Source organism: Micromonospora sp. NPDC023966 (assembly GCF_040639095.1).
In the GTDB taxonomy this organism is placed as follows: Bacteria; Actinomycetota; Actinomycetes; order Mycobacteriales; family Micromonosporaceae; genus Micromonospora.
Genome location: NZ_JBEZZJ010000005.1, coordinates 104,099 through 123,551, shown reverse-complemented (window position 1 = coordinate 123,551; position 19,453 = coordinate 104,099). Strand labels below are relative to the sequence as shown.

At 73.6% G+C, this 19,453-nt stretch carries 17 protein-coding genes; 8 read left to right on the top strand and 9 right to left on the bottom strand.

The annotated features are described in order from the left end of the window. Positions 1-6: 6 nt before the first annotated feature. Entirely contained in the window at positions 7-690 is a 684-nt protein-coding gene (locus AB0F68_RS10885; RefSeq protein WP_357335089.1) for a DUF998 domain-containing protein, read from the top strand. Here AB0F68_RS10885 and AB0F68_RS10880 read toward each other — a convergent pair. After that, positions 668-2,071 carry an NAD(P)H-quinone dehydrogenase gene (locus AB0F68_RS10880; RefSeq protein ID WP_357335087.1) on the bottom strand — a complete coding sequence of 468 codons (1,404 nt, stop codon included), beginning with the start codon at positions 2,069-2,071 and terminating at the stop codon, positions 668-670. The genes AB0F68_RS10885 and AB0F68_RS10880 overlap by 23 nt on opposite strands. 165 nt (positions 2,072-2,236) lie before the next feature. On the opposite strand from AB0F68_RS10880, the gene AB0F68_RS10875 reads away from it, so the two are divergent. Next, complete coding sequence (locus AB0F68_RS10875; protein WP_357335085.1) at positions 2,237-2,692, top strand: gamma-glutamylcyclotransferase; 456 nt, start codon at positions 2,237-2,239, stop codon at positions 2,690-2,692. Between the two features lie 72 nt (positions 2,693-2,764). On the opposite strand, the gene AB0F68_RS10870 is transcribed toward AB0F68_RS10875, so the two are convergent. From AB0F68_RS10870 to AB0F68_RS10855, 4 genes are read right to left on the bottom strand one after another with little or no spacing between them, the layout of a single operon-like run. Then, positions 2,765-3,727: a GNAT family N-acetyltransferase gene (locus tag AB0F68_RS10870; protein ID WP_357335082.1), complete on the bottom strand. Its 963-nt coding sequence runs from the start codon at positions 3,725-3,727 to the stop codon at positions 2,765-2,767. A gap of 42 nt (positions 3,728-3,769) precedes the next feature. After that, positions 3,770-4,510: a hypothetical protein gene (locus AB0F68_RS10865; protein WP_357335080.1), complete on the bottom strand. Its 741-nt coding sequence runs from the start codon at positions 4,508-4,510 to the stop codon at positions 3,770-3,772. 43 nt (positions 4,511-4,553) lie between these two features. Then, positions 4,554-5,495, bottom strand: coding sequence for a hypothetical protein (locus AB0F68_RS10860; protein WP_357335078.1), 942 nt, complete (start codon positions 5,493-5,495; stop codon positions 4,554-4,556). Between the two features lie 6 nt (positions 5,496-5,501). Further along, positions 5,502-6,131, bottom strand: a complete 630-nt coding sequence (locus tag AB0F68_RS10855; RefSeq protein ID WP_357335075.1) for an MBL fold metallo-hydrolase — start codon at positions 6,129-6,131, stop codon at positions 5,502-5,504. 123 nt (positions 6,132-6,254) lie between these two features. Between AB0F68_RS10855 and AB0F68_RS10850 the strand changes: the two genes are divergently transcribed. Then, positions 6,255-7,220 carry a DUF4349 domain-containing protein gene (locus AB0F68_RS10850; protein ID WP_357335073.1) on the top strand — a complete coding sequence of 322 codons (966 nt, stop codon included), beginning with the start codon at positions 6,255-6,257 and terminating at the stop codon, positions 7,218-7,220. Here the strand turns inward: AB0F68_RS10850 and AB0F68_RS10845 are convergent. Continuing rightward, positions 7,177-8,436: an amidohydrolase gene (locus AB0F68_RS10845; protein ID WP_357335070.1), complete on the bottom strand. Its 1,260-nt coding sequence runs from the start codon at positions 8,434-8,436 to the stop codon at positions 7,177-7,179. The genes AB0F68_RS10850 and AB0F68_RS10845 overlap by 44 nt on opposite strands. Positions 8,437-9,077: 641 nt before the next feature. Continuing rightward, a complete protein-coding gene (locus AB0F68_RS10840) occupies positions 9,078-10,661 on the bottom strand; it encodes a methylmalonyl-CoA mutase family protein (protein ID WP_357335067.1) in 1,584 nt (527 codons plus the stop codon). A 204-nt stretch (positions 10,662-10,865) separates the two neighbouring features. Between AB0F68_RS10840 and AB0F68_RS10835 the strand changes: the two genes are divergently transcribed. After that, positions 10,866-12,863 carry a protein kinase gene (locus tag AB0F68_RS10835; protein ID WP_357335063.1) on the top strand — a complete coding sequence of 666 codons (1,998 nt, stop codon included), beginning with the start codon at positions 10,866-10,868 and terminating at the stop codon, positions 12,861-12,863. A gap of 50 nt (positions 12,864-12,913) precedes the next feature. After that, the gene (locus AB0F68_RS10830) at positions 12,914-14,578 is read left to right on the top strand and encodes a phospho-sugar mutase (RefSeq protein WP_357335061.1); all 1,665 of its coding nucleotides are present in this window, start codon (positions 12,914-12,916) and stop codon (positions 14,576-14,578) included. A gap of 106 nt (positions 14,579-14,684) precedes the next feature. Here the strand turns inward: AB0F68_RS10830 and AB0F68_RS10825 are convergent, their stop codons facing one another. Continuing rightward, positions 14,685-15,362, bottom strand: a complete 678-nt coding sequence (locus AB0F68_RS10825) for a GPP34 family phosphoprotein (protein ID WP_357335059.1) — start codon at positions 15,360-15,362, stop codon at positions 14,685-14,687. A gap of 97 nt (positions 15,363-15,459) precedes the next feature. Then, complete coding sequence (gene upp / locus AB0F68_RS10820; protein ID WP_357335056.1) at positions 15,460-16,092, bottom strand: uracil phosphoribosyltransferase; 633 nt, start codon at positions 16,090-16,092, stop codon at positions 15,460-15,462. A 135-nt stretch (positions 16,093-16,227) separates the two neighbouring features. Here upp and deoC point away from each other — a divergent pair, with 135 nt between their 5' ends. Genes deoC through AB0F68_RS10805 form a run of 3 tightly spaced genes read left to right on the top strand, consistent with a single transcriptional unit; the run spans position 16,228 to position 19,440 of the window. Further along, a complete protein-coding gene (deoC, locus tag AB0F68_RS10815) occupies positions 16,228-17,187 on the top strand; it encodes a deoxyribose-phosphate aldolase (RefSeq protein ID WP_357335054.1) in 960 nt (319 codons plus the stop codon). A 5-nt stretch (positions 17,188-17,192) separates the two neighbouring features. Beyond that, entirely contained in the window at positions 17,193-18,623 is a 1,431-nt protein-coding gene (locus tag AB0F68_RS10810; protein WP_357335051.1) for an aldehyde dehydrogenase family protein, read from the top strand. Next, positions 18,616-19,440: an aldehyde dehydrogenase family protein gene (locus AB0F68_RS10805; protein WP_357335049.1), complete on the top strand. Its 825-nt coding sequence runs from the start codon at positions 18,616-18,618 to the stop codon at positions 19,438-19,440. Before AB0F68_RS10810 ends, AB0F68_RS10805 begins: the two co-directional genes overlap by 8 nt. Positions 19,441-19,453 lie beyond the last annotated feature (13 nt).

Here is a 19,453-nt window from a genome sequence, read left to right as displayed (position 1 = left end):
TGAGGCATGCCTGGAACCCGGAACAGCGGCCTGCTGGCGCTCGGCGGGATCGCCCTGGCGGCGGTGCTCGCCGTCCTCGGTCACCTCGAGGTGAGCGACGACCTGAGTCCCTGGTCGCTGACCGTCAGCGACTTCGCCGTCTCCGACCGGGGCGGCGTCATCGACACGGCCATGGCCGTACTGGCGGCGGCCACCGTCGTACTCCTGCCGGCGCTGCGCCGGGCCGGCGCGGGCCGGCTCGGCCGGGCGCTGCTGGTGGCCTGGTCGGCCGGTCTGGTGGCCGCCGCGGTGGTGCCCACCAACGAGCCGGGGCTGCCCATGGACACCGCCGCCTACCTGCACCGGTACGCCTCGGTCGTGGCCTTCCTGGCCCTGCCGGTCGCCGGCTGGCTGCTCGCCCGGCGGCTCGGCGGGCGGGCCGCCGGCTGGCTGCGCGGGCTCACGCTGACCAGCCTGCTGCTGGCCGCGGCGATGATCTGGTCCGCCTACCCCGGTGACCGGGTGCTGATCGGCCTCGCCGAACGCCTGCTCATCCTCGCCGAGGTCGCCCTGCTCGCGGTGGTCGCCGGCACCCTGCTCCGCCGCGAGATCGGCGAGGTGGCGGTGCCCCGAGGCTGGGAACACCGCCACCTCGTCGAGGTGGCGGTGCCGGCCCGGGAGCGGGAGGTTACTCCAGCTCGTGGAGCATGAGCTGGCGGGCGGCCTCGGTGATCGAGCCCGACAGGCTCGGGTAGATCGTGATGGTCTGGGCCAGCTCGTTGACGGTGAGGTTGTTCTCCACCGCCATGGTGATCGGCAGGATCAGCTCGCTGGCCTTCGGCGCCACCACCACGCCGCCGATCACCTGGCCGCTGGCGGGCCGGCAGAAGAGCTTGACGAAGCCGTCGGCCAGGTCGGCCATCTTCGCCCGGGCGTTGCCGGAGAGCGGCAGCATCACCTGGCGGGCCGGCACCTTGCCGGCGTCCACCTCGTCCTGCGAGACGCCGACGGTGGCCAGCTCCGGGTCGGTGAAGACGTTGGCCGCGACGGTACGCAGCCGCAGCGGCCGGACCGCCTCGCCGAGCGCGTGCCACATCGCGATCCGGCCCTGCATGGCGGCGACGCTGGCCAGCAGCAGCACCCCGGTGCAGTCGCCGGCCGCGTAGATGCCGGGGACGTTGGTCCGGGAGACGCGGTCCACCGTGACGTAGCCGCCCCGGGCCAGCTCGACGCCGTACTCGGCGAGGCCAAGGTCGGCGGTGTTGGGGATCGAGCCGACCGCGATCAGCGCGTGCGAGCCGGCCACCACCCGGCCGTCGGCGAGCACCACCTCGACGCCGTCGCCGATCCGCCGGACCGCCTCGGCGCGGGAGTTGTTGAGGATGGTCATGCCCCGGTTGCGGAACACCCGCTCGATCGCCGAGGCAGCGTCGGCGTCCTCGTGCGGCATGACCCGGTCCCGGCTGGAGACGAGGGTGACCTCGACACCCATGGCCAGGTAGGCGCTGGCGAACTCGGCGCCGGTCACGCCGGAGCCGACGACGATCAGGTGCTCGGGCAGCTCCGGCAGGTCGTACACCTGGCGCCAGGTCAGGATGCGCTCGCCGTCGGGTACGGCGGTGGGGAGCTGGCGCGGGGTGGAGCCGGTGGCGATCAGCACGGTGGTGGCGGCGATCGAGTACTCCTCGCCGCCGTCGGCCGGGGTGACGATCACCCGGTGGGTGTGGCCGAGGGTGTCCTCGCCGAGCCGGGCGGTGCCGGCGACGAACTCGACCCCCGCCTTGATCAGCTTGGCGTGGATGTCGGCGGACTGGGCCAGGGCGAGCCGCTTGACCCTTTGGTGCACCGCCGGAGCGTCGACGGTGACCGCCTCCAGCCCGTCGGAGTGCACGCCGAACTCCTCGGTGTCCCGGTAGCCGGTGACCACCTCCGAGCTGGCGATGAAGGTCTTGGACGGCACGCAGTCGGAGAGCACGCAGGCGCCGCCGGCCCCCTCCGCCTCGACCACGGTGACATCAGCGTCCAGCTGGGCGGCCACCAGCGCCGCCTCGTACCCGGCCGGACCCCCGCCGATGATCACGATCTGGCTCACAGAGCCATCCTTTCGTTCGCGACTGCGGGGCTCCGCTCCGCTGCACTCCTCGCGCTCACCGCGCTCGCCCCCGATCAATGATCACAGTGACTTTCTTCTCCCCGTCGTGCTCGACACGCACCGTCGTATTCTCCCCCACCCGCCCGCCGGGCTATCGTCATCGCCGTGCGTCTTTACGCCGCTTACGGCTCAAACCTGGATCCCGCCCGCATGCGTGCCTACTGTCCGCATTCGCCGATGGTGGACACCGGCTGGCTGGAGGGGTGGCGGCTCACCTTCGCGGGCGAGGACGTCATCGGCTGGGAGGGCTCGGTCAGCACGGTCGTCGAGTCGCCGGGCGACCGGGTCTTCGTGGCGCTCTACGACATCCACCCGTACGACGCGGCCCAGCTCGACGAGATCGAGGGCGTGACCTCCGCGACGTACCGGAAGCTGACCGTGCGCGTCTCGACCCTGGACGGGGACGTGACCGCCTGGGTCTACGTCTTCGACGGCTACGAGGGCGGCCTGCCGACGTCGTGGTACCTGTCGGAGATCGCGAACGCGGCGGAGAAGGCGGGCGCGCCGGACGACTACGTCACCGAGCTGCGGTCCCGCCCCACCGGCACCGCGTCCGCGTAGCGCGTATCCCACTGCTCCAGTCTGCTCCGGCCGGATCCGCGGCCGGGCGGCGACCCCGCGGCGGGTCGCCTATCACACACCCGCGGCGGGGACGCTCCGCTGGTACATGTCGGTCCAGCGCGCCTCGGTCAGCCCGACGGAGCGGTAGAGGGTGACCGGGGTGGTCGGGTTGGCCAGGTCCACGCCGAGCCCGGCCCCGGCCCGGCCCTTCGCGGCGTAGACGGCGAAGGCCCGGCGCAGCAGCGCCGCCCCCACCCCGCGCCGCCGGTACGCGGGCAGCACCGACAGCGTCCGGACCCAGCCCATGTCCTGGTCGAGCGTCTGGTCGGAGGACTGCAGGGCGCCGGCCGGCTCCCCGTCGACCTCGGCCACGAACCACTCGTCCCACGTCTTGTCGTGCGACGAGAGCTGCTCCCGCCACCGGTCGAAGTCGACCGGCTCGTAGTCGGGGGTGTCCCGGAACGCGGTGTCGAAGATCCGGTGGAACAGCCGTAGGTCGGCCTCGTCGTCGGCTCGCAGCGGCCGGACGGTGACCCCGGCCGGGGGCGTCGGCTCGGCGGGCAGGTCGGCCAGCGAGCGGGTCATCCGGATGTACCGCTTGAGCCGGGTGAAGCCCGCCGCGGCCAGCTCCTCGGCCCAGCGGGTCTCCGGCGCGAAGACGCCGGTCCGGGCGGTGAGCGCGGGAAGGCCGCGTTCGGCGGCCCGCTCGGCCACCCGGTCGAGCAGCCGTGCCAGCAGCGGGGCGCGCAGGTCGGCACCCCGGTCGGGGTCGACGTAGACCTCGACCCACTCCCGGCCCACCCCGGTCGGGTTGCTCAGGATCGTCCAGCCGACGGCGACGCCCTCCGGGTCGGTGACCAGCCAGGAGTCGCGGGCCGGGTCGACGAAGGGCGCGGTCAGGGCGTCCCGGACGTCCTCGGCGTCGAAGTCGGGGTAGCCGACGGCGAAGGTGTCGGCGGCGTGCACCACCGCCAGGATCGCGGGCACGTCGTCGAGGGTGGGGCGGCGGACCGTCCAGCCGGCGGGAAGCGTCACGCGGCAGATCCTGGCAGCCGCCCCGGCGACCGCGCTCCCCATTTATCCGCCACGGACGTGCGACCGGGCGGCGGTGAGCAGGTTGAGCAGTTCCGCGCCCTCGCCGGGGCCGAGCGCCCGGAACGCCGGGGAGACCAGCCGGTCGGTCACCGCCTCGGCCCAGAGCCGCCGCCGCACCAGTGGCCCGACCGGCGGGTACGGCGGTGACCAGCCGCAGGCGGCGGCCCCGGCGTCCCCCTCCGGCCCGGCCAGCACCGCCTCCAGCGGGGTCATCCCGGCGGCCCGCACCGCCAGCAGGTAAGCCCCGGCGAAGTGCTCGCGGAGCAGCAGCAGCGCGACGGCGGCCCGGGCGCCCGGCGCGGGGTCGTCGACGGGCATGGCCCGCCAGGCGGCGAAGAGCGGCATCCCGCTGCCGTCCGCCGCGTCGACCGCCCGGCCCAGCAGCCCGGCGAGGCGTGCGGTCTCCAGAGCGTCGCCGAGGTGGGTGGCGCCCCACCGGCAGCACTCGGCCAGGTTCGCGCCCGCCACCTCCAGCGGAGGTACGGTCCGCACGGCGGCGTCCCAGCCGTCGGCGACCGCCTCCGGGGCGATGAACCCGAGCGCGGCGGCGACCGTCTCGGCGCGGACGTCGCCGAGCGCGCCGGCCCGGCCGGTGATGTAGAAGGCCCAGCCGGAGATGCCGAGCAGCCGAGCCCGGCGCAGCGTCGACGGGCAGCGGGAGAACGCCTCCCCGAGCTCCAGCACCAGCGGCTTGCTGGCGGCGGCGACCTGCTCCGGGGTCATCGGCGGCCCCCCACCGTCCGTCCACCGTGGTCATCCATCACGGTCAGTCTGCCTCGTCGCCACCCTCCGCGGCATCCCCCTCTTCGGCGTCCAGCGCCTCCAGCGCGGCCTCCACCTCACCGGTGCGCCGGCGGGCGGCGGTGAGCGACCGTTCCGCGCCCCGGCGGGCCAGCTTGGCCCGGCTCAGCTCCTGCTCGGCGACGGCGCGGCGGCGTTCCAGCTCGGCCAGCTCCGTCTCGATCCGGTCCAGCGTCGCCACGCCGTCCCGTTCCGCGCCAGTGGCCTCGGTCAGCTCCGCCTCGGCCCGGTCCTGCTCGTCGCGGGCCTTCGCCAGCTCGCGTTCCACGGCCCGGCGGCGCTTCGCCCGCTCGGCCCGCGCCGCCCGCTCGGCGGCCCGCTCGTCGCGCGTCCGCCGGGCCTCGGCCCGCTCGGCCGCCCGTTCCGGTACGGCGGGCTCCTCCTCCCCGCCTCCGGTGACCAGCCGCAACTGTGGCCGGGGCACCTCGCCGAACCCGGCGTAGTGGCTGGGACGCAGCAGCCGGCCGGCGCGTACCTGCTCGGCCACCTCGGTGTCGGAAAGCGCCGCGTTCAGCGTCGCCTCGACCTCACCGAGCGGCAGCTTCCCGACCGGCGGGGCGCCCGGTTCGGCGGCGGCCAGCTTGCGTACCTCGGCGACCAGGGCGCCCACCACGGCCCGGCGCTGCGCGGAGAGCTCGCGGAGCCGGCCGCCGCGCAGCTCGCGCTGGGCGGAGCGGAGCGACTCGGCGAGCTGGGCCAGGTCGGCGACCAGCTCCGGGCGGCGGATGGCGAGCAGGTTGACCAGCCAGGCCGCCACGGTGGGCCGGCGCAGCTTGCCGATCTCCCGGGCGGCCTTCGGATCGCCGGCGCGGCGCGCCTCGGCAACCGCGGCGTCCCGGGCCGTGACGAAGCGGTCCGGCGGCGTCGCGTAGAGCCGCTGGACCAGGTCGGGGGGTGGTCCGGCCATGTCCGCTCAGGCGTCGATCCGGGTGCCCGGTTCCAGTCGCCGGTACTCGGTCTTCGACAGCGCGGAGTACTGCCGGTCGAGCACAGCGAAGCCGTTGTCGTTGAGCAGCGCGTCGTGCAGCGCGAACGCCCGCCGCGGCGCGACCGCCCGGATGAAGTCGACCACCTCGGAGAACTTCGACCAGGCCGCGTGGATCGGGGCGAAGAGGGTGTCCACCTGAACGTCGTCGGGGACGACGAGCGCGTCGCCCGGGTGGTAGACGACGTCGTTGAACAGGTAGCCGACGTTCGGGACCACGGGGATGTCCGGGTGGATGACGGCGTGCTGGCCGCCGTACGTGCGGACCGCCACCCCGGCCGGGGTGAACGACTCGCCCGGGGTGACCACGGTCAGCGCCTCGGCCGCGTCGCCGAGCACCGCGGCGAGCGAGGCCGGGCCGTACACCGGGACGGGCCGGCGGTCCAGCGCCCGGGTCAGCACCTCGACGTTCACGTGGTCCGGGTGCTCGTGGGTGATCAGCACCGCGTCCACCCCGTCCAGCGCCTCGGGTCCGCTGAAGACTCCGGGGTCCACGACCAGCACTCCCCCGTCGTGCTCCAGCCGGACGCAGGAGTGGGCGTACTTGGTGACCTGCATCGTGACTCCTCGATTATCGAATCGTGACGTCCTCAGCGCAGTCTGCCGGAACCGGCGCGGTGTCGCGTCGCGTCCGACGTATCGGTCCCGCAGCGGGGGCCGCCGAAGGATCGGAGCGGGGACATGAGGATACGGGACAGCCGCCGCCGGGGCCGGGCGCTCGCCGCGGCCGGGCTGCTGGTGGTGTTGGGCGCCGGGGCCTGCAGCGCGGGTGACGGCGGGAGCGACAACGCGGGTACGGCCGGACAGCCGCAGGCGGCGGCGGGCGGGGAGGCGGCCCGGGACCAGGCCGCGCCGGAGCAGGCGAAGTCCGGCGCGGGCGGCGCGGACCTGCGGATCGACCAGCGGGCGATCATCTACACCGGAACGCTCCAGGTGCGGGTGGACGACGTGGAGCGGGCGGCCCGCGAGGCGAGCACGGTGGTGACCGGGGCCGGCGGCTTCGTCGGCGGCGACCAGCGCCACAGCGACTCGGCGGACGCCCGGGCCGAGCTGATCCTGCGGGTGCCCGCGGATCGATTCACGAAGGTGCTGGAGGCACTCGTCGACCTCGGTGAGCAGGAGCGGCGCGAGGTGCGGACCGAGGACGTCACCGAGGAGACCGTGGACCTGGACGCCCGGATCGCCACCCAGCGCGCCCGGGTGGACAGCGCCCGGCGGCTCCTGGCCCGGGCCACCTCGATCAGCGACCTGGTCACGTTGGAGAACGAGGTGGGCCGCCGGGAAGCGGATCTCGCCTCGCTGGAGGCGAAGAAGCGCCGGCTCGCCGACCTCACCGCGCTCTCCACGATCACGGTGACCTTCGTCGGCCCGGAGGCCGTGGCCGCCGAGGAGGAGACGGATCTCGGCTTCCTGGCCGGTCTGCGCGGCGGCTGGTCGGCGTTCCTGGGCGCGGTGCGGGTGGCGCTCACGGTGCTGGGCGCGGTGCTGCCGTTCGCGGTGGCGATCGGGGTGCCGGTGGCGCTGCTGGTGGCCCTGGCCCGCCGGCGCGCACGCCGTACGCCGCCGGCCGGCCCGGCGCTGCCGGAACCGGCCGGTCCGGTGCCTAGCGGACCGCCGCCAGTGCCCGCAGCGCGGTCTGGACCATGAGGCGTACGCCGACCGGGATGGCGCGCTCGTCCACGTCGAACGAGGCCCGGTGCAGGTCCACGTTGGGCCCGTTGCGGCCGACGCCGAGGCGGGCGAGCGCGCCGGGCACGTGCTCCAGGTACCAGGAGAAGTCCTCGCCGCCCATGCTCTGCGGGGTCTCCGCGATGCCCTCCGGCCCGAGCGCGGCCGCGGTGGCGGCGGTGAGCACGCCGATGGCCCGGGCGTCGTTGGTGACCGGCGGCCGGCCGCGCAGGTATTCCAGGTCGACGGTGGCGCCGGTGGGGGCGAGCACGTCCCGCACCACCTGAGCCACGATCTTCGGGGCCTGGTCCCAGGTCTCCCGGTCCATCACCCGCAGGGTGCCGGCGGCGCAGGCCTCGGAGGGGATGACGTTGTAGCGGGTGCCGGCCGAGGCGTGGCCGAACACCAGCAGCAGCCCGCTGTTGGCCGGCACCCGGCGGCTGACCAGGGTCGGCACCTCGGTGACCAGCCGGCCGAGGGCGTCGACCAGGTCGACCGTCAGGTGCGGGCGGGCGGTGTGCCCGCCGGGGCCGGTGAGCCGGACGGTGACGTTGTCGGCGGCGGCGGTGATCGGGCCGACCCGCAGGCCGACCTTGCCGACCGGCAGGTTCGGGTCGCAGTGCAGGGCGAAGATCTGCACGACGTCGTCCAGGCCGCCGGCCTCGATGACCTCCAGCGAGCCGCAGGGCAGGATCTCCTCGGCGGGCTGGAAGATGAGCCGCACCCGGCCGTCGAGCTGGCCGAGGTCGGCGAGCTGGGCGAGCAGCATGCCGACGCCGAGCATGACGGTGGTGTGCACGTCGTGGCCGCAGGCGTGGCAGACCCCGTCCACCGTGGACCGGTACGGCACGTCCTTCGGGTCGCTGAGCGGCAGCGCGTCGATGTCGGCGCGGAGCGCGATCACCGGGCCGTCCGGGCGCCCGTCGATGTCGCAGATGACGCCGTTACCCTTGGGCAGCAGGCGCGGCTTCAGCCCGGCGAGGGAGAGCTCGCGGTGGACCAGTGCGGCGGTCTCGAACTCCTCGCCCGACAGCTCGGGGTGGGAGTGGATGTGACGGCGGGTCGCGATGAGGCCGGGTACCCGAAGGGCGAGCAGATGGTCGAGCTCGAGGGGCAGGGGCTGGGACCCGGTCGGCGCCTCCGGCCAGGACGACGCCAGCGGGCCGCCCGGGGGCAGCGTCAACGCACTCGTCACGTCGAATTCTCGATCACTAGAGATGGATGGATCATCGGGGAGAACAGCAGACAGCCTAGACCTCCGGCGGTGACGCTGCGCAACATCTTTCGCGTAGCGGTCGGACCGCGTAGCGTCACGAATGCCCTGGTGAGAGGGCTCGAATATCTGCGGGACAGCAGGTAGATCGCGGTCGAACGCCGTCATCTGCCCCACACCTCCTACAACGCGTAACCGATTCAACGGTCACCAAATCCCGGGCCGTCGTTCCGAATTGTCGCATTAGTCGCGGCAATTAACTGCCGCTCGGACAATTGCGCGACAACGGTCGGCTGTCGGACGACTCCCCACGGTGACATGCGGGCCCGAAGTGCGACCGCACAGGCTGTCCGTCCCGTTCACCCGAGCGGGTTACCCGCATTCCGGAACCGCACACGCGCGCCGGCCCCGGCCACGCTGCCGATCGACCCGGGGAGCGGCGCCCGGGCGGCGTCGCCCGGGGAGGATCCGCGCCGAGCCGTCACCGCCCCCGCCACCTGCGGGGAGACCATCGACTGTACGCCGCCGCGAGGCGTACGCCCAGGTCAGCGCGGGGGCCGGGAACGCGACGGCGGCCCGGGCCGGACACCGCGAGGTGCCGACGGGGCCGCCGTCGGGTCGACTCAGAACCGGTCGCTCGGCCGGTGGATCCCCCACACGTCGCGCAGCGTTCCGCACACCTCGCCGACCGTGGCCCGGGCGCGCAGCGCCTCCTTCATCGGGTAGAGCACGTTGGCGTTGCCCTCGGCCGCGGCCCGCAGTTCGGCCAGGGCGCGCTCGACCGCACCGGAGTCCCGCTGGGCGCGCAGCTTGGCCAGCCGCTCCGCCTGGCCGACCTCGATCGACGGGTCCACCCGCAGCGGCTCGTACGGCTCCTCCTCGTCGATCTGGAACCGGTTGAGCCCGACCACCACCCGCTCACCCGAGTCGATCTCCTGGGCGATCCGGTACGCGGACTGCTCGATCTCCCGCTTCTGGAAGCCGGCCTCGATGGCGTCCACCGCCGAACCGTGGTCGAAGACCCGCTGCATCAGCTCGTCGGCGGCCGTCTCCAGCTCGGCGGTCATCGCCTCCACCACGTACGAGCCGGCGAACGGGTCGACGGTGGCGGTCAGGTCCGTCTCGTACGCCAGCACCTGCTGGGTGCGCAGGGCCAGCCGGGCCGCCTTCTCGGTGGGCAGCGCGATCGCCTCGTCGAAGCTGTTGGTGTGCAGCGACTGGGTGCCGCCGAGCACCGCGCCGAGACCCTGCACCGCCACCCGGACCAGGTTGACCTCCGGCTGCTGGGCGGTGAGCTGCACGCCCGCGGTCTGGGTGTGGAACCGCAGCATCATCGACTTCGGGTCCTTCGCCCCGAACTCGTCGCGCATCAGCCGGGCCCAGATGCGCCGGGCCGCCCGGAACTTGGCGACCTCCTCCAGCAGCGTGGTGCGGGCCACGAAGAAGAACGACAGCCGGGGCGCGAAGTCGTCCACGGCCAGCCCGGCGGCGAGCGCCGCCCGGACGTACTCCACGCCGTTGGCCAGGGTGAACGCGATCTCCTGCGCGGGCGACGCCCCGGCCTCGGCCATGTGGTAGCCGGAGATGGAGATGGTGTTCCACTTCGGCACCTCGGCCCGGCAGTAGGCGAAGGTGTCGGCGACCAGGCGCAGCGAGGGCTTCGGCGGGAAGATGTACGTCCCTCGGGCGATGTACTCCTTGAGGATGTCGTTCTGGATGGTGCCGTTGAGCGCCAACCCCGGCACCCCGGACTCCTCCGCCACGAGCTGGTAGAGCAGGAGCAGCACCGAGCCGGGCGCGTTGATGGTCATCGAGGTGGAGACCTTGTCCAGCGGGATGCCGTCGAAGAGCGTCCGCATGTCCTCGATGGAGTCGATGGCGACCCCGACCTTGCCCACCTCGCCGTGCGCGATCGGGTCGTCGGAGTCGTACCCCATCTGGGTGGGCAGGTCGAAGGCGACGGAGAGGCCCATGGTGCCGGCGCGCAGCAGCTGGTGGTAGCGCGCGTTGCTCTCCGTGGCGGTGCCGAAGCCGGCGTACTGCCGCATGGTCCACGGGCGGGAGGTGTACATCGTGGGGTAGACCCCGCGGGTGTACGGGTATTCGCCCGGGCCGGCCAGCCGGGAGTCCAGGTCCTCCGGAAGGTCGGCCGCCGTGTAGACGCCCTTGATCGGGAAACCCGACTCGCTTGACCGCGCTTCGCTCATTACCGGATGGTAGGACGCGGTCGCCGTTCGTTGGGTGAGGGATACGGCACACCGCGCGGGCGGCCATCGACCGGAGGTGAGTACCTGGACACATACCGTCGAGTAGTTAAACGCCCGCCGCGTCGGGTTTCGCATCGGGCGTCGGAACCAGCAAGATAGGGGGGTTGTGTCCCAGCCCCCTCGATATCCCCCGGTGGCTTTTCTGTGACTCAGATCCCGACGTGGAGCGGCGGACCGGCCAGTCCCCCCACTGGACGCGCAGCACCCGGCACCACCATCGGTGACCGCTACTCGCTGCGCTCGCCGGTGGGCAACGGCGGCATGGGCACGGTCTGGCGTGCGACAGACACCCTGCTGCGCCGCGACGTGGCGGTGAAGGAGGTCGTCCTCCCGCCAGGGCTCGCCCCCAGCGACCGCGACGCGATGTACGAACGGACCCTCCGCGAGGCGCGCGCCGCCGCGGCGATCCAGCACCCCGCCGTGGTCCAGGTCTACGACGTGGTCACCGAGGGTGGCCGCCCGTGGATCGTGATGGAGCTGCTGGACGCCCGCAGCCTGGCCGACATGGTGATCGAGGACGGGCCGGTCGCGCCCCGCGCCGTCGCCAAGATCGGCATCGCCCTGCTCGGCGCGCTGGAGGTGGCGCACGCGATCGGCGTGCTGCACCGCGACGTGAAGCCGGCCAACGTGCTCATCTGCTCCGACGGCCGGTGCGTGCTGACCGACTTCGGCGTGGCCCGGATGCCCACCGACGTGCAGCTCACCACCCCCGGCATGGTGCTCGGCTCGCCGCACTTCATCTCCCCCGAGCGGGCCATGGGCCAGGAGTTCGGCCCGCCCAGCGACCTCTTCTCGCTCGGCGTGACGCTCTACACCGCGGTGGAGGGGCGTCCCCCGTTCGACAAGGGCGACCCGATCGAGACCATGCACGCGGTGGTCGAGGACCCGCCGGCCACCCCGCAGCGCAGCGGCCCGCTGACCCGGGTGCTGATGGGCCTGCTGGAGAAGGACCCGGCCCGCCGGCTGGACGTGCACACCGCCCGGGGCATGCTCCGCGAGCTGCTCGCCGGCCCGCTGACCAGCACCGCCACCGCGGTCAACTCGGTCACCGACCCGTACGCCGTGGTGCCCGTGCAGCGGCCGTCGACGCCGCCGCCCGCCATCGAGCCGAAGCCGAGCGGCCAGATCGGCGGCCCGGCGATGATCGCCCCCGGCGAGTCGCTGACCGACCGGCTCGCCGCCCTGCGCCGCGGCGAGCGTCCCGGCTCCACGGCGGCGGGTGGCGCCGCGCTCGACGAGACCAGCGCCGACGCGCTGGCCGGCCCGCTGCACACCCCCACCGGGGCGATGTCCGGCCCGGGTGGGCCGCCGGAGGCCACCCAGCGCATCTCGCCGGACGCCACCCAGCGGGTGCCCGCCGGCCACCCCGACGCCACCCAGCCCGTCTACGGGCGCGGCGCCGAGGCCACCCAACCGGTCTACGGCGGCAACCAGTGGTCGGTGCCGGGCACCGGCCAGCCCTGGACGACCACCCCGGCCGCCCCGCCAGCCGGCGACGGCGCGCTCGGCCGGGCCAAGGGTGTCGGCGGCCAACTCGTCGACCGGGTGAAGGGCTGGCCGCGCAAGGTCCAGCTCGCCGCCGCCGGTGGCGTGGCCGTGCTGCTCCTGGTCGGCGTGATCGCGCTGACCAGCGGCGGCGACGACGCGCCCCCGCCGATCGTGGGCACGCTGCCCTCGTCGTCCGCCGAGGCGCCGCCGGTGGAGATGCAGGAGCAGTCCGTCAAGGGCGTCACCCTCCAGGTGCCGAAGGGCTGGGATCGCAAGACCGGCGGGGTCTTCGTCGACTTCGTCGACCCGCAGACCGAGGGCCGCAAGGTGCGCGTCCTCGCCGAGGAGTGGAACGGGACCTCGATCAGCTGGGCCGAGTTCGCCTCCCGCAACCTGCGCGACAAGAGCAAGTCCTGCGCCAAGCCCTATCAGCAGCTGGCGATGACCGAGCCGACGCTGGCCGGCAAGCCGGCCGCGGAGTTCGAATACACCTGCGGCGACAGCGATGCGAAGCGGCACGGTATGTGGCGCGGCGTGGTGCAGGACGGCAAGGTCTACTCGTTCTACCTGACCGCGAACGAGGCCGACTTCGCCGCGAGCAAGCCGATCTTCGAGGCGATGGCTCGCTCGTTCCAGCTCACCGGGGCCAACTGAAGTCGAGGCCGACGGGCAGTGGTGATCCGCCGCCGTGCTTTCATGAGGCAATGGCGGCGGAAACCACTGACCTTGACGACCTTCGCGCCCGGGCCGAGCGCTGGCTCGACGACGACCCCGACCCGGCCGACCGGGACGAGCTGCGCGCCGTCCTCGCCGCGCTGCCGGGCACCGCGGCGGAGCTGGCCGACCGGTTCGCCGGCCCGCTGGCCTTCGGCACCGCCGGGCTGCGCGGCCCGCTGCGGGCCGGCCCGAACGGGATGAACCTCGCGGTGGTGACCCAGGCCGCCGCCGGGCTGGTCGGCTGGCTCGCCGCCCAGGGCGGCGAGGGCCCGCTGGTGATCGGGTACGACGCCCGGCGCGGCTCGCTGGCCTTCGCCGAGCGCACCGCCCAGGTGGCCACCGGCGCGGGTCGCCAGGCGCTGCTGCTGCCCCGCCCGCTGCCCACTCCGGTGCTGGCCTTCGCGGTGCGCCACCTGGGCGCCGTGGCCGGGGTGATGGTCACGGCCAGCCACAACCCGCCGCAGGACAACGGCTACAAGGTCTACCTGGGTGCGCAGCTCGGCGGGGTGCTGGGCGCGGGCGCGCAGATCGTGCCGCCGGCCGACGCCGGCATCGAGGCGGCCATCCGGGCGGTCGGCCCGCTGGCCGAGGTGCCGCTCGGCCCGCCCGGCCAGGTGCTCGGCGACGACCTGATCACCGGGTACGTCGAGCGGGCCGCCGCGGTGGTCGACCCGGCCGGGCCGCGGGACCTGAAGGTGGCGTACACGCCGCTGCACGGGGTGGGCGCCGCGGTGCTGACCGCCGCGTTCGCCCGGGCCGGTTTCGCGACGCCCGGCGTGGTGCCCGAGCAGGCCGAGCCGGACCCGGCCTTCCCGACGGTCAGCTTTCCCAACCCGGAGGAGCCGGGCGCGGTCGACAAGCTGGTCGCGCTGGCCGGCAGCACCGGCGCGGACATCGCCATCGCCAACGACCCGGACGCGGACCGGTGCGCGGTGGCCGTGCCGGCGGACGGGGGCTGGCGGATGCTGCGCGGCGACGAGGTGGGCGCGCTGCTCGCCGACCACCTCATGCGGCGCGGGGTGACCGGCCTCTACGCCACCACGATCGTCTCCTCGACCCTGCTCCGGGCCATGGCCGCGGCCCGGGGGCTGCCCTATGACGAGACGCTGACCGGGTTCAAGTGGATCGTTCGAGCCGGTGGTGGCCGGGAGCCGCTGGTCTTCGGCTACGAGGAGGCGCTCGGCTACTGCGTCGCGCCGGAGCACGTCCGGGACAAGGACGGCATCACGGCCGCGCTGACCGTCGCCGAGCTGGCCGCCGGCCTGAAGGCGGAGGGCCGGACGCTGAGCGACCGGCTGGACGAGCTGGCCGCCGAGTTCGGCGTGCACCACACCGACCAGCTCTCGGTCCGGGTGGAGGACCTGCGGGTGATCGCGGATGCCATGGCCCGGATCCGGGCGGCCACCCCGATCGCTCTGCTGGGGCACCCGGTCACCGGGACGCTCGACCTGCTCCCCGAGGCCGACGTGGTGATCCTGCGGACCGACGCCGCCCGGGTGGTGATCCGCCCCTCCGGCACCGAGCCGAAGCTGAAGGCGTACCTGGAGGTGGTGGAGCCGGTGACGGACGGCGACGTCCCCGCTGCCCGCCGCCGCGCCCACGCCGCAGTGACGGAACTCCGCAACGAGATCGCCAAAGCCCTCGGCCTCTGACCCGCGCCCGTCCCCGCGTTGATCATGAAGTTAGCGGCAGAGAAGCGGTTTCCGCCGCCGCTAACTTCATGATCACCGGGGCGTGGGCGGGTGGGACGGGGGACGGTCAGGGGCGTTTGCCCAGGGCGGCGTCCACCGCCTGGGCCAGGGCGGCGATGACCAGGCTCACCGAGGGGCGGACGACGCTGTCGTCGAGGCTCACCGTGCCGGAGAAGCCGGCGCCGCTGGCGATCTCCGCCAGGCGCTTGCCGGCGTCGTCGGCGGCGGTGCCGGTCAGGCGGAGCGCCGGCTCCATCCGCAGCACCGCGACCAGGGTGGCGAGCGCGGCGGTCCGCTCGTCGGGGATCTGCCCGACGGTCAGCGCGTCGGCCAGCCGCTGCCGGATGTCGGCCTCCACCGAGGCGTCCGCGACGGGGTAGCGGTGCACGTGGATGAAGCCCAGCTCGGTCTCGTCGACGTCCCGCACCACGCCCCGGCCGCAGAGGTCGCCGAGGATCCGGTCGCGCAGGCCGTGCCGCAGCCGCTGCACCCACGAGGACGGGGTGTGCGGGGTGTCGGCGGCGATCCGGCCGAGGACCTCGTCGGCGATGGGCTCGCCGGTCGGCGCCGGGTCGAGCACCGACAGGTTGCCGTCGGCGTACGCGATCCGGCCGGCCAGGGCCAGCTCGACCAGCACGGCGGCGGCCATCCCCAGGTCCAGGCTGATCCGCGGCATGGTCGCCTTGCCGGTTTCGTCGTCATAGGCGAGCAGCAGCAGCTCTTCGGCGAGCGCAACACCAGTCATGGCCCGAGACGCTAGCGGCTGGACGCACCCCGCGCACGGACTCGCCGTGTCCGTAGCCCGGCGGCCCGCCGGCGCTGCCGACGGGCCGGTCCGGGGATCAGAAGCGGGGCATGCCGCCGAACTGGCGGTCCCCGGCGTCGCCGAGGCCCGGGACGATGAACATCCGGTCGTTGAGGCCCTCGTCGATCGCGGCGGTGACCAGGCGCAACGGCAGCCCGGAGCGCTCCAGCCGCTCGATGCCGACCGGCGCGGCGAGGACGCAGAGCACCGTGATGTCGGTGCAGCCGCGGTCGGCGAGCAGCCGGCAGCCGTGCTCCAGCGAGCCGCCGGTGGCCAGCATCGGGTCGAGCACCAGCACCGGCAGGCCGCTCAGGTCGCGGGGCAGCGACTCCATGTACGGCCGCGGCTCGTACGTCTCCTCGTCGCGGGCCAGGCCGACGAAGCCCATCGACGACTCGGGCAGCAGGCCGAGCGCGGCGTCGGCCATGCCGAGACCGGCCCGCAGCACCGGCACCAGCAGCGGCGGGTTCGCCAGCCGGGTGCCCTCGGTGGCGGTGACCGGGGTCTGCACCGGGTACTTCTCGACGGGGAACGAGCGCGCGGCCTCGTACACCAGCATGGTGGTGAGTTCGTGCAGCGCGGCCCGGAACGACGCGGAGTCGGTCCGGGCGTCCCGCATGGCGGTCAGCCGCGCCTGGGCGAGCGGGTGGTCAATGACGTGTACGTCCACGATCGCTCAACCTACCGGTCCGGGGGCGGGCGCATCACGGCTGCGGGCGGACCAGCGACGCCGCTCACGTGTGGGCCGCCGGACGGGCCGGCGTGACCAAGATCACGGCACTCGCGAGTGCGTAGTATTCGGGGCATGACGGCGACAGCGACGTCGGCCCGGTCGGAGCTCTCCGAGCTGGGACGATCCGAGACCGCTCTGCGGACCTTCCTGCACGGCCTGCCCGGCGTGGACCAGGTCGGCGCGGAGCAGCGGGCGGCACAGCTCGGCACCCGCTCCATCAAGACCACCGCCAAGGCGCAGGCCATCGACCTGGCGATCCGGATGGTCGACCTCACCACCCTCGAAGGGGCCGACACCCCCGGCAAGGTGCGGGCGCTCGCCGCCAAGGCGCTGCGTCCCGACCCGGCCGACCCGTCCTGCCCGCACGTCGGCGCCGTCTGCGTCTACCCGGCGATGGTCCCGTACGTGGCCGAGGTGCTGCGCGGCTCGGGCGTGCACCTGGCCAGCGTGGCGACCGCCTTCCCGTCCGGCCAGGCCCCCCTGGAGATCAAGCTCGCCGACACCCGGGCGGCTGTCGAGGCCGGCGCGGACGAGATCGACATGGTGATCAACCGGGGCGCTTTCCTGGCCGGCCGCTACAAGGAGGTCTACGACGAGATCGTGGCCACCAAGGAGGCCTGCGGCGACGCCCACCTCAAGGTGATCCTGGAAACCGGCGAGCTGGCGACCTACGACAACGTGCGCCGCGCCTCCTGGCTGGCCATGCTGGCCGGCGGCGATTTCATCAAGACCTCCACCGGCAAGGTCCCGGTCGCGGCCACCCTGCCGGTGACTTTGGTGATGCTGGAGGCGGTCCGCGACTTCCGCGCCGCCACCGGGCGGCAGGTCGGCGTGAAGCCGGCCGGCGGCATCAAGACCACCAAGGACGCGATCAAGTACCTGGTCATGGTCAACGAGACCGTCGGCCCCGACTGGCTGGACCCGGACTGGTTCCGGTTCGGCGCGTCCAGCCTGCTCAACGACCTGCTGATGCAGCGCACCAAGCTGACGACCGGCGTCTACGCCGGCCCCGACTACTTCACCCTGGACTGAGCGCGATGTTCGAATACGCACCCGCCCCCGAGTCGCGCTCGGTGGTGGACATCAAGCCCTCGTACGGGCTCTTCGTCGACGGCAAGTTCGTCGACCCGACCGACGGCGGCAGCTTCAAGTCGATCAACCCGGCCTCCGAGGAGGTGCTGGCCGAGATCGCCGAGGCCGGCAGCCAGGACGTGGACCGCGCCGTCCGCGCCGCCCGCGAGGCGTACCAGAAGGTCTGGGGTCCGATGCCGGGCCGGGACCGGGCCAAGTACCTGTTCCGGATCGCCCGGATCATCCAGGAGCGTTCCCGCGAGCTGGCCGTGCTGGAGTCGCTGGACAACGGCAAGCCGATCAAGGAGTCCCGGGACGTCGACCTGCCCCTGGTCGCCGCGCACTTCTTCTACTACGCCGGCTGGGCCGACAAGCTGGAGCACGCCGGCTTCGGCGCGAACCCACGGCCGCTCGGCGTGGCCGCGCAGGTCATCCCGTGGAACTTCCCGCTGCTCATGCTGGCCTGGAAGATCGCCCCGGCGCTCGCGGCCGGCAACACCGTGGTGCTCAAGCCGGCCGAGACCACCCCGCTGACCGCGCTGCTCTTCGCCGAGATCTGCCAGCAGGCCGACCTGCCGGCCGGCGTGGTCAACATCGTCACCGGCGCCGGCGAGACCGGCCGGGCGCTGGTCGAGCACCCTGGCGTGGACAAGGTCGCCTTCACCGGCTCCACCGAGGTCGGCAAGGCCATCGCCCGCGCGGTCGCCGGCACCCGCAAGAAGCTCACCCTGGAGCTGGGCGGCAAGGCCGCCAACATCGTCTTCGACGACGCCCCGGTCGACCAGGCCGTCGAGGGCATCGTCAACGGCATCTTCTTCAACCAGGGGCACGTCTGCTGCGCCGGCTCCCGGCTGCTGGTCCAGGAGTCGGTCGCCGACCGGGTGCTGGAGTCGCTGAAGCGGCGGATGGCCCAGCTCCGGGTGGGCGACCCGCTGGACAAGAACACCGACATCGGCGCGATCAACTCGGCCGCCCAGCTGGCCCGGATCCGCGAGCTGTCGGAGGCCGGCGCCGCCGAGGGCGCCGAGCGCTGGTCGCCGCCGTGCGAGCTGCCCGACCGCGGCTTCTGGTTCGCGCCGACCATCTTCACCGGTGTCACCCAGGCGCACCGGATCGCCCGCGAGGAGATCTTCGGCCCGGTGCTGTCCGTGCTGACCTTCCGCACCCCGGCCGAGGCCGTGGAGAAGGCCAACAACACCCCGTACGGGCTGTCGGCCGGGATCTGGACCGACAAGGGCTCCCGGATCCTGTGGACGGCCGACCGGCTGCGCGCCGGCGTGGTCTGGGCCAACACGTTCAACAAGTTCGACCCCACCTCGCCGTTCGGCGGCTACAAGGAGTCGGGCTACGGCCGCGAGGGCGGCCGGCACGGGCTGGAGGCGTACCTCAATGTCTGAGCGGGTCGCGGTACGCAAGACGTACAAGCTCTTCATCGGCGGGAAGTTCCCGCGCAGCGAGTCGGGACGGTCGTATCTCGTGCAGGACTCCAACGTGTCGCTGGCCTCCCGCAAGGACGCGCGGGACGCGGTGGTCGCCGCCCGGGCCGCCGTGAAGGGCTGGGCCGGGGCGACCGCGTACAACCGCGGTCAGATCCTCTACCGGGTCGCCGAGATGCTGGAGGGCCGGCGCGACCAGTTCGTCGCCCTCGGCGCGCCCGCCGACGAGGTCGACGCGGCCATCGACCGCTGGGTCTGGTACGCCGGCTGGTCCGACAAGCTCCCCCAGGTCTACGGCGGCGCGAACCCGGTGGCCGGGCCGTACTTCAACCTGTCCGCGCCGGAGCCGACCGGCGTGGTGGCCGTGGTGGCCCCGGAGTCCCCGGCGCTGCTCGGCCTGGTCAGCGTGATCGCCCCGGCGATCGTCACCGGCAACACCGTGGTGGTGGCCGCCTCCCCGTCGGCGCCGCTGGCCGCGGTGACCCTGGCCGAGGTGCTGGCCACCTCCGACCTGCCGGGCGGGGTGGTGAACATCCTCACCGGCCGGCTGTCGGAGACCGTGCCGACGCTGGCCGCGCACATGGACGTCAACGCCATCGACCTGACCGGGGTCGCCGACGCCGAACTGGCCGCCGAGCTGGAGGTCAAGGCCGCGGAGAACCTCAAGCGGGTGCTCCGGCCGGCCCCGGCCGACCACGACTGGTTCGCCGACCCGGGCATCGCCCGGATGACCACGCTCCTGGAGACCAAGACCGTCTGGCACCCCAAGGGCGTGTGAGTCCGTTCTACTA

Bases quoted from the DNA above. Each gene is read 5' to 3' on its own strand.
- deoC (WP_357335054.1), top strand. From the start codon at position 16,228: ATGACGGCGACAGCGACGTCGGCCCGGTCGGAGCTCTCCGAGCTGGGA.
- AB0F68_RS10855 (WP_357335075.1), bottom strand. From the start codon at position 6,131: ATGCAGGTCACCAAGTACGCCCACTCCTGCGTCCGGCTGGAGCACGAC.
- AB0F68_RS10825 (WP_357335059.1), bottom strand. From the start codon at position 15,362: ATGACTGGTGTTGCGCTCGCCGAAGAGCTGCTGCTGCTCGCCTATGAC.
- AB0F68_RS10805 (WP_357335049.1), top strand. From the start codon at position 18,616: ATGTCTGAGCGGGTCGCGGTACGCAAGACGTACAAGCTCTTCATCGGC.
- AB0F68_RS10885 (WP_357335089.1), top strand. From the start codon at position 7: ATGCCTGGAACCCGGAACAGCGGCCTGCTGGCGCTCGGCGGGATCGCC.
- AB0F68_RS10850 (WP_357335073.1), top strand. From the start codon at position 6,255: ATGAGGATACGGGACAGCCGCCGCCGGGGCCGGGCGCTCGCCGCGGCC.
- AB0F68_RS10865 (WP_357335080.1), bottom strand. From the start codon at position 4,510: ATGACCCCGGAGCAGGTCGCCGCCGCCAGCAAGCCGCTGGTGCTGGAG.
- AB0F68_RS10840 (WP_357335067.1), bottom strand. From the start codon at position 10,661: ATGAGCGAAGCGCGGTCAAGCGAGTCGGGTTTCCCGATCAAGGGCGTC.
- AB0F68_RS10830 (WP_357335061.1), top strand. From the start codon at position 12,914: ATGGCGGCGGAAACCACTGACCTTGACGACCTTCGCGCCCGGGCCGAG.
- AB0F68_RS10860 (WP_357335078.1), bottom strand. From the start codon at position 5,495: ATGGCCGGACCACCCCCCGACCTGGTCCAGCGGCTCTACGCGACGCCG.
- AB0F68_RS10810 (WP_357335051.1), top strand. From the start codon at position 17,193: ATGTTCGAATACGCACCCGCCCCCGAGTCGCGCTCGGTGGTGGACATC.